This window comes from Streptomyces nymphaeiformis, from assembly GCF_014203895.1.
In the GTDB taxonomy this organism is placed as follows: domain Bacteria; phylum Actinomycetota; class Actinomycetes; order Streptomycetales; family Streptomycetaceae; genus Streptomyces; species Streptomyces nymphaeiformis.
In genome coordinates this window covers 142193-154349 of record NZ_JACHJY010000005.1, presented here as the reverse complement: position 1 = coordinate 154349, position 12157 = coordinate 142193, and the positions used below count along the sequence as shown (strand labels likewise).

Annotated in this window: 13 protein-coding genes; 11 read left to right on the top strand and 2 right to left on the bottom strand. The window is 71.4% G+C overall.

Annotated features, from left to right (window positions below):
* Window positions 1-52 precede the first annotated feature (52 nt).
* The 7 genes from rsmD to mutM all read left to right on the top strand — a co-directional run bounded on the left by rsmD (window position 53) and on the right by mutM (window position 5112).
* The gene (gene rsmD / locus GGE06_RS18285; RefSeq protein ID WP_116158646.1) at window positions 53-634 is read left to right on the top strand and encodes a 16S rRNA (guanine(966)-N(2))-methyltransferase RsmD; all 582 of its coding nucleotides are present in this window, start codon (window positions 53-55) and stop codon (window positions 632-634) included.
* 26 nt (window positions 635-660) lie between these two features.
* Entirely contained in the window at window positions 661-1140 is a 480-nt protein-coding gene (gene coaD, locus GGE06_RS18280; RefSeq protein WP_181924849.1) for a pantetheine-phosphate adenylyltransferase, read from the top strand.
* A 110-nt stretch (window positions 1141-1250) separates the two neighbouring features.
* On the top strand, window positions 1251-2255 hold the full coding sequence (locus tag GGE06_RS18275; protein ID WP_116158644.1) for a F0F1 ATP synthase subunit B: 1005 nt from the start codon (window positions 1251-1253) through the stop codon (window positions 2253-2255).
* A 138-nt stretch (window positions 2256-2393) separates the two neighbouring features.
* Entirely contained in the window at window positions 2394-3047 is a 654-nt protein-coding gene (locus GGE06_RS18270) for a YceD family protein (protein ID WP_181924848.1), read from the top strand.
* A 2-nt stretch (window positions 3048-3049) separates the two neighbouring features.
* Window positions 3050-3223, top strand: coding sequence for a 50S ribosomal protein L32 (gene rpmF, locus GGE06_RS18265; protein ID WP_015036448.1), 174 nt, complete (start codon window positions 3050-3052; stop codon window positions 3221-3223).
* Between the two features lie 19 nt (window positions 3224-3242).
* Window positions 3243-4019 carry a ribonuclease III gene (rnc, locus tag GGE06_RS18260; protein ID WP_116158642.1) on the top strand — a complete coding sequence of 259 codons (777 nt, stop codon included), beginning with the start codon at window positions 3243-3245 and terminating at the stop codon, window positions 4017-4019.
* A 232-nt stretch (window positions 4020-4251) separates the two neighbouring features.
* Window positions 4252-5112, top strand: coding sequence for a bifunctional DNA-formamidopyrimidine glycosylase/DNA-(apurinic or apyrimidinic site) lyase (mutM, locus tag GGE06_RS18255; RefSeq protein WP_184931281.1), 861 nt, complete (start codon window positions 4252-4254; stop codon window positions 5110-5112).
* Window positions 5113-5116: 4 nt separating this feature from the next.
* Here mutM and GGE06_RS18250 read toward each other — a convergent pair whose 3' ends face one another.
* The gene (locus GGE06_RS18250) at window positions 5117-5503 is read right to left on the bottom strand and encodes a winged helix-turn-helix transcriptional regulator (protein WP_116158640.1); all 387 of its coding nucleotides are present in this window, start codon (window positions 5501-5503) and stop codon (window positions 5117-5119) included.
* 124 nt (window positions 5504-5627) lie between these two features.
* Between GGE06_RS18250 and GGE06_RS18245 the strand changes: the two genes are divergently transcribed.
* Complete coding sequence (locus tag GGE06_RS18245; RefSeq protein WP_116158639.1) at window positions 5628-6212, top strand: flavodoxin family protein; 585 nt, start codon at window positions 5628-5630, stop codon at window positions 6210-6212.
* A 76-nt stretch (window positions 6213-6288) separates the two neighbouring features.
* Here the strand turns inward: GGE06_RS18245 and GGE06_RS18240 are convergent, their stop codons facing one another.
* A complete protein-coding gene (locus GGE06_RS18240) occupies window positions 6289-7215 on the bottom strand; it encodes a CAP domain-containing protein (RefSeq protein WP_184931280.1) in 927 nt (308 codons plus the stop codon).
* A gap of 171 nt (window positions 7216-7386) precedes the next feature.
* On the opposite strand from GGE06_RS18240, the gene GGE06_RS18235 reads away from it, so the two are divergent.
* The 3 genes from GGE06_RS18235 (at window position 7387) to smc (ending at window position 12043) form a co-directional block, all read left to right on the top strand.
* Complete coding sequence (locus GGE06_RS18235; protein WP_116158637.1) at window positions 7387-7668, top strand: acylphosphatase; 282 nt, start codon at window positions 7387-7389, stop codon at window positions 7666-7668.
* A gap of 389 nt (window positions 7669-8057) precedes the next feature.
* Window positions 8058-8276 carry a hypothetical protein gene (locus GGE06_RS18230; protein ID WP_030690660.1) on the top strand — a complete coding sequence of 73 codons (219 nt, stop codon included), beginning with the start codon at window positions 8058-8060 and terminating at the stop codon, window positions 8274-8276.
* Between the two features lie 233 nt (window positions 8277-8509).
* The gene (gene smc, locus GGE06_RS18225) at window positions 8510-12043 is read left to right on the top strand and encodes a chromosome segregation protein SMC (RefSeq protein ID WP_184931279.1); all 3534 of its coding nucleotides are present in this window, start codon (window positions 8510-8512) and stop codon (window positions 12041-12043) included.
* Window positions 12044-12157 lie beyond the last annotated feature (114 nt).

The window sequence follows — 12157 nt, the reverse complement described above, 5'->3', positions numbered from 1 at the left end:
CGCGGCCATATCCTGGGACCTACGCATTCGACGACGCAGGACGAGGACACCGATGACCCGCGTGATCGCCGGCAGTGCCGGCGGACGGCGCCTGGCCGTGCCCCCCGGCAACGGCACCCGCCCCACCTCCGACCGGGCACGGGAAGGCCTCTTCTCCACCTGGGAGTCGTTCCAGGGCCTCGCCGGGGCCCGGGTCGCCGACCTGTACGCGGGCTCCGGAGCCGTCGGCCTGGAGGCGCTCTCCCGGGGCGCCGCCCACGCCCTCCTCGTCGAGGCCGACCCCCGCGCGGCGAAGACGATCCGGGACAACGTCCGCTCGATCGGCCTGCCCGGAGCCGAACTCCGCACCGGCAGGGCCGAGCAGATCGTGACGGGACCGGCCCCGGCCGATCCGTACGACCTGGTCTTCCTCGACCCGCCCTACGCCGTCTCCGACGACGATCTCCGCGAGATTCTCCTCACACTGCGCTCGGGGGGCTGGCTGAGCGAGGATGCCCTCGTCACGGTGGAGCGCAGCACCCGAGGCGGGGAATTCGGCTGGCCCGAGGGCTTCGAACCCCTGCGGTCCCGTCGCTACGGCGAGGGAACGTTTTGGTACGGTCGCGCCGCCTCTACGTGCGAAGACGCACGATGACCGGACCGGAGAGCGAGGGACCCAAGTTGCGCCGCGCCGTCTGTCCGGGGTCATTCGACCCCATCACCAACGGACATCTCGACATCATCGCCCGCGCCTCCAAGCTGTACGACGTCGTACACGTGGCCGTGATGATCAACCAGTCGAAGAAGGGCCTCTTCACGGTCGACGAGCGGATAGAGCTCATCCGCGAAGTCACCGCCGACTTCGGCAACGTCGAGGTGGAGTCCTTCCACGGCCTCCTCGTCGACTTCTGCAAGCAGCGCGACATCCCCGCGATCGTCAAGGGACTGCGCGCCGTCAGCGACTTCGACTACGAGCTGCAGATGGCCCAGATGAACATCGGCCTCTCGGGCGTCGAGACCCTGTTCGTCCCCACCAACCCGACGTACAGCTTCCTCTCCTCCTCTTTGGTGAAGGAAGTGGCCGCCTGGGGCGGCGACGTCTCCCACCTCGTCCCGCCGACGGTCCTGCCGAAGCTCACCGAGCGGCTCGCGCAGAAGTGACGCGCGGCCACCGCTGCTGACGCTCCGTCACCTGGTGTCGGACGGGCACCGACTGCCCGTACAGTCGTCCCGTCCGTCTCCATCCAGCTGTAGAGAGTGGCGAGCACCAGGTGGACGTGCAGAAGAAGCTCGACGAGATCGTCGCGACCGTGCAGGGCGCCCGTTCCATGCCCATGTCGGCATCCTGCGTGGTCAACCGCGCCGAGCTGCTCGCCCTGCTCGAAGAGGTGCGGGAGGCCCTGCCCGGCTCCCTCGCCCAGGCCCAGGAGCTCATCGGGGGCCGCGAGCAGATGGTCGAGCGGGCACGCCAGGAGGCCGAGCGGATCATCGAGGCCGCCCACGCCGAGCGCGGCTCGATCGTCTCCGACACCCAGGTCGCCCGCGAGTCGCAGGAGGAGGCCGACCGGATCCTCTCCGAGGCCCGCCGCGAGGCCGAGGAGGTACGGGCCGAGGCCGACGACTACGTCGACTCCAAGCTCGCCAACTTCGAGGTCGTCCTCAACAAGACCATCGGCTCCGTCGACCGCGGCCGCGAGAAGCTCCTCGGCCGCGGCCCGGGCCTCGACCAGGACGGCTACGCCGACGCGGACGCCCCCGAGTACAGCGCCGACCCGCAGACCCTCATCCGGCGCGCCGACGAGTACGTGGACGCCAAGCTGGGCGCCTTCGAGGCCGTCCTCAGCAAGACCCTGGAGGCCGTCGGGCGGGGCCGGCAGAAGCTGCACGGCCGGATCGCCACCGACGACCTCGGCGAGCACATGGCCGCGCAGGACGGCCTCGGCGGCGCGGCCCACACCAGCGACGCCGACTACCTGGCCGGGCTCGCGGAGCTGGCCACCCCCGAACCCGTACAGGCCCCGCAGATCCCCGCGCAGCAGCCCGACCCGTACGGCTACCCGCAGCAGCCCCAGCAGGACCCCGCCTACGGCTACCAGCAGCAGGACGCCTACGGTTACCCGCAGCAGGACCCCTACGCGTACCAGGGGCAGTACGGCGGCTACGAACAGCAGCAGTACGCCCAGCCGCAGCAGGCCGCCGCGCTCGACGAGACCAGCTTCTTCGACACGAGCATGATCGACCTGGAGCAGCTGCGCCGGTACGAACAGGGGCAGTAAGGGGCACGGGGCCCGGATTGGGCCCTGAGCGAAGCGTCCAGTATCCTGGCTCTTCGGTCGCGCTATGTCCGCGATCCTTGCTGCCCACGTCTGGCAGCCTCCTCTACGCCGCAGAACGATCCGAAAGCAGGAAGAGCCCTGAGTACGCGCCTCGACCACCGCAACCCCCTCGTGTTCGACACACACGAGCTGGGGCGGCGTCCTGGTGCCCTCCAGCGGCTCTCGCGTTCGGTCGAGGCTCCTGCGGAGCTCGGCGTCGAAGGAGTCATCGGAGTGCCCCAGGGCTCCCCGGTGGACATCGATCTCCGTCTTGAGTCGGTCATGGAAGGGGTGCTCGTCACAGGCACCGCCCGTGCATCGGCCGAGGGGGAGTGCGTAAGGTGTCTGGAGCCCGTCGAGCTCGATCTCGACGTGGACTTCCAGGAGATGTTCTCGTACCCCGACTCCGACGACCGGGGCCGCTCCAAGGCGGCCGCGGACGACGAAGCCGAGGACGACGAGGACATGATCCCCCTCGAGGACGGCATGTTCGACCTCGAACCCTTGCTGCGTGATGCGGTGGTGCTCGCACTGCCGATGCAGCCGGTGTGCCGGGAGGACTGTGCGGGTCTGTGCTCCGACTGCGGAGCCAACCTGAACGAGAACCCCGACCACCACCATGACGCCGTCGACATCCGTTGGGCGGCACTGCAGGGACTCGCCGGTTCGCTGGGAACCGATGAGAAGGACAACATGAGCGGCAAAGCCTCTGACGGGGACGTCCGAAGCGCCGCCGAGAAGCAGGAGAAGTAGCCGTGGCTGTTCCGAAGCGGAAGATGTCGCGCAGCAACACGCGCCACCGCCGGTCGCAGTGGAAGGCTGCGGTCCCCACCCTGGTTTCGTGTGAGCGTTGCCAGGAGCCGAAGCTGCAGCACATCGCGTGCCCGAGCTGCGGCACCTACAACAAGCGCCAGGTCCTCTCGGTCTGAGTGGCTGGTGAGAGGCACGATGTCTGAGAACATCAGCGCAGCCTCGTCCCACACGCTTCTGGAAGGGCGGCTCGGGTATCAGCTCGAGTCCGCCCTTCTGGTGCGTGCGCTGACCCACCGTTCGTACGCGTACGAGAACGGCGGTCTGCCCACCAACGAGCGTCTGGAGTTCCTCGGGGACTCCGTGCTCGGCCTGGTGGTCACGGACACGCTGTACCGCACCCACCCCGATCTGCCGGAAGGCCAGCTGGCCAAACTGCGGGCCGCGGTGGTCAACTCGCGTGCGCTGGCGGAGGTCGGTCGCGGACTCGAACTCGGCTCCTTCATCCGGCTCGGCCGGGGCGAAGAGGGCACGGGCGGCCGGGACAAGGCGTCCATCCTCGCCGACACCCTTGAAGCGGTGATCGGCGCGGTCTATCTCGACCAGGGCCTCGACGCGGCGTCCGAGCTGGTGCACCGGCTCTTCGACCCGCTGATCGAGAAGTCCTCGAACCTCGGTGCCGGCCTGGACTGGAAGACCAGCCTCCAGGAGCTCACCGCGGCCGAGGGTCTTGGCGTCCCGGAGTACCTCGTCTCCGAAGAGGGTCCGGACCACGAGAAGACCTTCACTGCTGCCGCCCGCGTCGGTGGTGTCTCGTACGGCACCGGCACCGGCCGCAGCAAGAAGGAAGCGGAACAGCAGGCGGCGGAGTCCGCGTGGCGCGCGATCCGCGCGGCCGCGGACGAGCGCGCGGCGGCGGCGAAGGCCGCGGCCGACGCCGGCGGGCAGGACGGGGCCACCCCGGCCACCGTCTGACCGCGACGCGGTGCGGTGAGGACGGGGCCCGCGGCCACCGTCCGACCGTGATCCCGCGGCTCCGGCTTTCCTTCAGTGCAGTCTTCCCGCCCGCCCCCGCCAGGGGCGGGCGGAGTCGTTTCCGGGGGAGCGGGACGGGCCCTCCCGGGCGGTAGGCTGGCTGGGCCTGCCCGGTGGACCGGGGCCGGAAACGCCCTGGGATCACCACCCGTACCCCCTCCGGAGGAACCCCGTGCCCGAGCTGCCCGAGGTCGAGGTCGTACGACGCGGTCTGGAGCGCTGGGTCGCCGGACGGACCGTGGCCGAGGTCGAGGTGCTGCACCCCCGGGCCGTACGGCGCCACCCGGCGGGCGGCGAGGACTTCGCGGCCCGGCTGAAGGGGCAGCGCTTCGAGGGGGCGCGGCGGCGCGGGAAGTACCTCTGGCTGCCGCTCGCGGAGACCGGCACCGCCGTCCTGGGACACCTCGGCATGAGCGGTCAGCTGCTGGTGCAGCCCGTGGACGCCCCGGACGAGAAGCACCTGCGCATCCGGGTCCGCTTCGCCGACGACACGGGCAGCGAGCTGCGCTTCGTCGACCAGCGCACCTTCGGCGGGCTCTCGCTCCACGACCAGACCCCCGACGGGCTCCCGGACGTCATCGCGCACATCGCCCGCGACCCGCTGGACCCGGCGTTCGACGACGCCGCCTTCCAGGGCGCGCTGCGACTGCGCCGTACGACGATCAAGCGGGCGCTGCTCGACCAGTCGCTGATCAGCGGCGTCGGGAACATCTACGCCGACGAGGCGCTCTGGCGGTCGAAGCTGCACTACGACCGGCCGACCGCCACCCTGACCCGGCCGCGCTCGGCCGAGCTCCTCGGGCACGTCAGGGACGTGATGAACGCGGCGCTCGACGCCGGCGGCACCAGCTTCGACAGCCTGTACGTGAACGTCAACGGCGAGTCCGGCTACTTCGACCGCTCCCTCGACGCGTACGGACGCGAGGACGAGCCCTGCCGCCGCTGCGGCACGCCGATGCGGCGGCGCGCCTGGATGAACCGGTCCAGCTACTTCTGCCCGCGCTGCCAGCGCCCGCCGCGCGCCACCGGCTGAGCCGTCAGGCCGTGACGGTCCCGGCGCGCTCCGCGTCGTAGCTCTCGCGGGCGGTCATGACCTGGTCCATCCGCCCCTCCACCAGTTCGATCAGACCGATCAGCCGCTCCGCGACCTCGCGGCCGAGCGGGGTGAGCCGGTAGTCGACCCGCGGCGGGTTCGTGGGCTGGGCCTCGCGGTGGACGAGGCCGTCGCGCTCCAGTGCGTGCAGGGTCTGCGACAGCATCTTCTCGCTCACGCCGTCGACCCGTCGCCGCAACTCGTTGAAGCGGAACGTCCCTTCGTGCAGGGCGCCCAGGGTCAGGCTGCCCCAGCGGCCCGTCACGTGCTCCAGCGTGCCGCGCGAGGGGCAGGCGCGCGCGAACACGTCGTAGGCGAGGTCGTCAGTCATGCCCTCCACCGTACTCGGACGCAGCGCTTACCGCCATGGGTGCGCTTACTGGTGGCTTGCGCTATCCAAAAGTTAGTGCTCTACTTCTGGTCATCACCCCGTACGCCTTTTCGAGGAGTCCTCTGTGACCACCCCCGTCGTCTCCATCGCCTACCACTCCGGCTTCGGCCACACCGCGGTCCTGGCCGAGGCCGTCCGTGACGGCGCCGCCGACGCGGGCGCCACCGTCCACCTGATCAAGGTCGACGAGATCACCGACGCCGAGTGGGAGCTGCTCGACGCCTCCGACGCGATCGTCTTCGGCTCCCCGACCTACATGGGCACCGCCTCCGGCGCCTTCCACCAGTTCGCCGAGGCCACCTCGAAGCGCTGGTTCACCGACGCCTGGCTGGACAAGCTCGCCGCCGGCTTCACCAACTCCGGCTCCAAGAGCGGCGACAAGCTGCACACCCTGCAGTTCTTCCAGACCCTTGCCGGCCAGCACGGCATGACCTGGGTCAACCTCGGCCTGAAGCCCGGCTGGAACACCAGCGAGGCCTCCGAGAACGACCTCAACCGCCTCGGCTTCTTCGCCGGCGCCGGCGCCCAGACCCACAACGACCTCGGCCCGGACGGCGTCCACAAGGCCGACATCGCGACCGCCGAGCACCTCGGCCGCCGCGTCGCCGCGACCGCCCGCACCTTCGCGGCCGGCAAGGCCGCCGCCTGACGCTCCCCGCGCCCATATGCGGAAGGGCCCCGTCACCTTCAGGTGACGGGGCCCTTCCGCATATGGGGCTCCCGGCTCAGTAGCCGAAGTCCTGGGTCCACCACGGGCCGCCGTCGCCGAAGGCGACGCCCACGCCCAGGGTGGTGAAGTCGCAGTTCAGGATGTTGGCGCGGTGGCCGTCGCTGTTCATCCAGGACGCCATCACCGCGGCCGCGTCCACCTGGCCGCGGGCTATGTTCTCGCCGCCCATGGCCGAGATGCCCGCCTGCGCGGCGCGGACCCACGGGGTGTCGCCGTCCGGGTCGGTGTGGTCGAAGAAGCCGCGGGTCGCCATGTCCGCGCTGAACGCGCCGGCCAGCGCCGCGAGCTTCGCGTCCGCGTGGACCGGGGTGCAGCCCACCTTCGCGCGCTCGGAATTCACCAGGCGGATCACCTCGGCCTCGGCGGCCTCGCTGCGGTCCGCGGTGGAGGTGACCGTGGTCTTCTCGGTCGGCGCCGCGGTCGTCGGGGCCGGCCTCGGCGCGGGGGCCTTCGTCGTGGGCGCGGCGGTGACCTTGGGCGCCACCGGCTCGGCGGTGGGCTCCTTGGACTTCGTCGGGGTGGGCTTCGGCGTCGTCTTCGGCGTCGTCTTCGGCTTCGGCTTCGGGGTGGCCTTCGCGCTCGGCTTCGCCGACGGGGAGACGTGGATCTTTCCGCCGCCCGTCACGGGGCCGCCCGACTCCCCGGCGGGGGTCTGGGTGGCGCCGCCCTGCGTCGTCAGCTCCGGGGCCTGCCGGGTCTGGACCTGGCGCTCGCTCGTACCGGCGTTGCCGACGGTGAACGTGTCCCCGCCGGGAAGCAGACCCGAGGCGACGGCGACGGCGCCGACCGCGACCGCGGCCGAGGCGCCGAGCAGGCCGGTGCGCACGGGCCGCCGCCGGCCGGTACCCCGGCGCGGGCGGCCCGAACCGGCCGCGTAATCTTCTGCGGCGGGCGTGGCGCCGGAGCGACGGTGGCGTCCCATCTGCTCTGCCTTCCTCTTGCTGGTCTTTGCTGATCTTTGCTGTCGGTATCGTTCCGGGTGACAGTCGAACGGCGCGCGCCCGAACGGGTGAGGCCTGTTCGGTCCGGACTGTACGCGATGAGAAGCGGGGGCGATGTGCTCATCCGGCAACCCGCCCGTTAGCGTGCAGCCATGAGTGACGACGTACGGATGACCGCCTGGGTGCGCGGCCGGGTACAGGGAGTGGGCTTCCGCTGGTTCACCAGGGCAAACGCCTTGGAGATCGGCGGCCTGGTGGGCTTCGCCCTGAACCTCGACGACGGCCGGGTGCAGGTGGTGGCCGAGGGGCCGCGTGAGAATTGCCACCGTCTGCTCGACTGGCTCCAGTCGGACGACACACCCGGACGTGTGGACGGTGTCACTGAGATCTGGGACACGCCGCGCGGCGGTTACGACGGCTTCGCCATCCGCTGACGATCACGCTCCGACACCCCGCCCGGTGACCGAGAGCGGCTCCGGGCGGACGCGCGGTAACAGGGGTGTGACCAGCGAAGCACCTGATGGTTGCCATCTGGCGCCGGGCGTGCAAGGCTGCCCGGTAAGGATGATCGCGACGCCCCCGATGCTCCGAGTTCGAAGGCCCAGCCGCCCGCTGAGCGGCCGTGGACTCCTCGGTAGCCCTTCAAACGGGGCGTGATCGTGTTGACCGTCAAACTTTTTGGTGAGACTCTGGAAGCCCCGCGCACCTTAGCTGTTTGGCAGTGGAACCGGCACGACAAGCAGTACTGCCGAGCACCGCGGGTGCGAATCCCTCACGACCCACACCGCTTCGGTCGGTCACTCATTGTGGAGGACCATCCATCATGGCAAAGGCGCTTCTCGGTTACGTCGGCGGCTCCGACCCGCGACTCCTCGCCGAGATGCGACGGCTTCAGCAGCGTGTCCAGGACCTCGAATCCGAGCTGGTACGGATCCAGTCCGAGAACGACACGCTCGCCGCTGCCGCCGCTCAGCACCAGGGAGAGTCGCTGCTGAACAGCATCGACCTCGACGTACCCCAGGCAGAGCCTGCGCTCACCTGACAACCCAGCCCCCAGGGGCCAGGTGGAAAGCATTCTCGTCGGCGCAGCCGAACACCCACCACAGCCGATCGTGCCGAACGACGCATGTGCACGACGGCTGGACCTGCAAGGGGCGCTCCGGCGTCCCTTCTCTCTTTCACCCGTTGTTTCCCCCGCGTCCCACCCCTCCTCATCCGAGGATCTGCCCCACGTCATCGCGGGTGAAACGCACGGGCCCCGGTAGAGTCCCCGGAGTGCACCTCAAGGCCCTGACGCTCCGCGGATTCAAGTCGTTCGCCTCCGCGACCACACTGCGGTTCGAACCCGGAATCACCTGTGTCGTGGGCCCCAACGGATCGGGCAAGTCCAATGTCGTGGACGCGCTCTCCTGGGTCATGGGCGAGCAGGGCGCCAAGTCGCTGCGCGGCGGCAAGATGGAGGACGTCATCTTCGCCGGCACGACCGGGCGCCCTCCGCTCGGCCGAGCCGAGGTCTCGCTGACCATCGACAACTCCGACGGCGCCCTGCCCATCGACTACGCCGAGGTCACCCTCACCCGGATCATGTTCCGCGGCGGCAGCAGCGAGTACCAGATCAACGGCGACACCTGCCGGCTGCTCGACTTCCAGGACCTGCTCTCCGACTCCGGCATCGGACGCGAGATGCACGTCATCGTCGGACAGGGCCAGCTCGACTCCGTGCTGCACGCCGACCCGATGGGCCGCCGCGCCTTCATCGAGGAGGCCGCCGGCGTCCTCAAGCACCGCAAACGCAAAGAGAAGGCGTTGCGGAAGCTGGACGCGATGCAGGCCAACCTCGCGCGCGTGCAGGACCTCACCGACGAACTCCGCCGCCGGCTCAAGCCGCTCGGCCGGCAGGCCGCCGTCGCCCGCCGCGCCGTCGTCATCCAGGCCGACCTGCGCGACGCCCGCCTCCGCATCCTCGCCGACGACCTCGTCCGCCTCCAGGAGGCGCTGACCGCCGAGGTCGCCGACGAAGCCGCCCTCCTCGCCCGCAAGGAGGCCACCGAGACCGAACTGCGCGCCGCCCTCGCGAAGGAGGCCGACCTGGAGGCGGAGGCCCGCACCCTGGTGCCCCGCCTGGAGCGCGCGCAGCAGAACTGGTACGACCTCTCCCAGTTCGCCGAACGCGTCCGCGGCACCGTCTCCCTCGCCGACGCGCGCGTGAAGAGCGCCACCACCGCCCCCGCCGAGGAACGCCGCGGCCGCGACCCGGAGGACCTGGAGCGCGAGGCGACCCGCGTCCGCGAACAGGAGGCGGAACTCGAAGCCGCCCTGGAGGTCGCCGAACGCGCCCTGGAGGACAGCGTCGCCCACCGCGCCGACCTGGAACGGACGCTCGCCGACGAGGAGCGCCGCCTCAAGGACCTGGCCCGCGCCATCGCCGACCGGCGCGAAGGCCTCGCCCGGCTGCACGGCCAGGTCAACGCCGCCCGCTCGCGCGCCGCCTCCGCCCAGGCCGAGATCGACCGGCTCGCCACCGCCCGCGACGAGGCCGCCGAGCGCGCGGCCGCGGCCCAGGAGGAGTACGAGCAGCTCAAGGCCGAGGTCGACGGCCTCGACGCGGAGGACACCGAGCACGGCGAGCGGTACGAGGCCGCCCGCCGCGAACTCGCCGACGCCGAGGCCGCGCTGACCGCCGCCCGCGAAGCCGCCGCCACCACCGAACGCCGCCGCGCCGCCACCCGCGCCCGGCACGACACCCTCGCCCTCGGACTGCGCCGCAAGGACGGCACCGGCACGCTGCTCTCCGCGGACCTCGCCGGAATCCTCGGCCCGGCGGCCGAACTCCTCACCGTCACCCCGGGGTACGAGATCCCCGTCGCCGCCGCCCTCGGCACGGCCGCCGACGCACTCGCCGCCGACGGGCCCTCCGCCGCCGCCGAGGCCCTGCGCCTGCTCCGCAAGCAGGACGCGGGCCGCGCCTCCCTGATCCTGGCCGGAGCCCCCGAGCCCGAACCCGCGGCGGCGGCCGAGCGACACCCGTACGCCGCCGACCTCGTCCGCGGACCCGCCGGACTCCTCGGCGCCGTCCGCCGCCTGCTCGCCGGAATCGTCGTCGTCGGGGACCTCGACGAGGCCGTCGAACTGCTCAGGTCCCGGCCCGAGCTGACCGCCGTCACCGCCGAAGGGGACCTGCTCGGGGCGCACTTCGCGCACGGCGGCTCCGCCGGCGCGCCCAGCCTCCTCGAAGTCCAGGCCTCCGTCGCCGAGGCCGCCGCCGAACTCGGCGAACTGGCCGTACGGTGCGAGGAACTGACGGCCGCCCAGGAGGAGGCCGCCGAGCGGCGGCGCCACGCCGCCGCGCTCGTCGAGGAGCTCGACGCCCGGCGCCGCGCCGGCGAGCGCGAGCGCTCCGACGTGGCCCAGCGACTCGGACGGCTCGCCGGGCAGGCCAGGGGGGCGGCGGGGGAGGCCGAGCGCACGGCTGCGGCCGCCGCCCGCGCCCAGGAAGCCCTGGAGAAGGCCACCGCCGAAGCCGAGGAGCTGGCCGAACGGCTCCTCGTGGCCGAGGAGACGCCGACCGAGGACGAGCCCGACACCGCCACCCGCGACCGGCTCGCGAGCGAGGGCACCCGGGCGCGCCAGACCGAGATGGAGGCGCGGCTCCAGGTCCGTACCCACGAGGAGCGGGTCAAGGGGCTCGCCGGACGGGCCGACTCGCTCGACCGGGCGGCCCGCGCCGAACGGGAGGCACGCGCGCGTGCCGAGCAGCGCCGGGCCCGGCTGCGCCACGAGGAGCGGGTCGCCGGCGCCGTCGCCGCGGGCGCCCGCGGCCTCCTCGCCCACGTCGAGGTGTCCCTGCTGCGCGCCGAGCGCGAGCGGGTGGCGGCCGAGGCGGCGCGGGCCGAGCGGGAGCAGGGCCTGACGGCCGCCCGGGCCCGGGCCCGGGACCTCAAGGCGGAGCTCGACAAGCTGACCGACTCCGTCCACCGGGGCGAGGTGCTCGGCGCCGAGAAGCGGCTGCGGATCGAGCAGTTGGAGGCGAAGGCCCTCGAGGAGTTCGGCGTGGAGTCGGGCGACCTCGTCGCCGAGTACGGCCCCGACCAGCCCGTGCCCCCGTCGCCGACCGCCGAGGGCGACCCGGAGGAGGCGGCCGAGGCCCGGCCGCGCCCGTTCGTCCGTTCGGAGCAGGAGAAGCGGCTGAAGGCCGCCGAGCGGGCGTACCACCAGCTCGGCAAGGTCAATCCGCTGGCCCTGGAGGAGTTCGCGGCCCTGGAGGAGCGGCACAAGTTCCTCTCGGAGCAGTTGGAGGACCTGAAGAAGACCCGTACCGACCTGCTTCAGGTCGTGAAGGAGGTCGACCTGCGCGTCGAGCAGGTCTTCGCCGAGGCCTACCGGGACACCGCCCGCGAGTTCGAGGGCGTCTTCTCGCGGCTCTTCCCGGGCGGCGAGGGCCGGCTCGTCCTCACCGACCCGGACAACATGCTCACCACCGGCGTCGAGGTGGAGGCCCGCCCGCCGGGCAAGAAGGTCAAGCGGCTCTCGCTGCTCTCCGGCGGCGAGCGCTCCCTCACCGCCGTGGCGCTGCTCGTCTCGATCTTCAAGGCCAGGCCCAGCCCGTTCTACGTGATGGACGAGGTCGAGGCGGCGCTCGACGACACCAACCTCCAGCGGCTGATCGCGATCATGCGGGAGCTCCAGGAGTCCTCGCAGCTGATCGTGATCACGCACCAGAAGCGGACGATGGAGGTCGCGGACGCGCTGTACGGCGTGTCCATGCAGGGCGACGGCGTCTCGAAGGTGATCAGCCAGCGCCTCCGCTGAGAGACATTCGTTCAAGTTCTGAACTCAAGCGCCATCGCTGTGCTCATAAAGTCACATGACATCGGCTATTGACTTCGAAACTTGAAGGCATAGTCTCTGCAACGTTGCTTTTAC

Bases quoted from the DNA above. Each gene is read 5' to 3' on its own strand.
- rsmD (WP_116158646.1), top strand. From the start codon at position 53: ATGACCCGCGTGATCGCCGGCAGTGCCGGCGGACGGCGCCTGGCCGTG.
- rnc (WP_116158642.1), top strand. From the start codon at position 3,243: ATGTCTGAGAACATCAGCGCAGCCTCGTCCCACACGCTTCTGGAAGGG.
- GGE06_RS18250 (WP_116158640.1), bottom strand. From the start codon at position 5,503: ATGACTGACGACCTCGCCTACGACGTGTTCGCGCGCGCCTGCCCCTCG.
- GGE06_RS18240 (WP_184931280.1), bottom strand. From the start codon at position 7,215: ATGGGACGCCACCGTCGCTCCGGCGCCACGCCCGCCGCAGAAGATTAC.
- GGE06_RS18235 (WP_116158637.1), top strand. From the start codon at position 7,387: ATGAGTGACGACGTACGGATGACCGCCTGGGTGCGCGGCCGGGTACAG.
- GGE06_RS18230 (WP_030690660.1), top strand. From the start codon at position 8,058: ATGGCAAAGGCGCTTCTCGGTTACGTCGGCGGCTCCGACCCGCGACTC.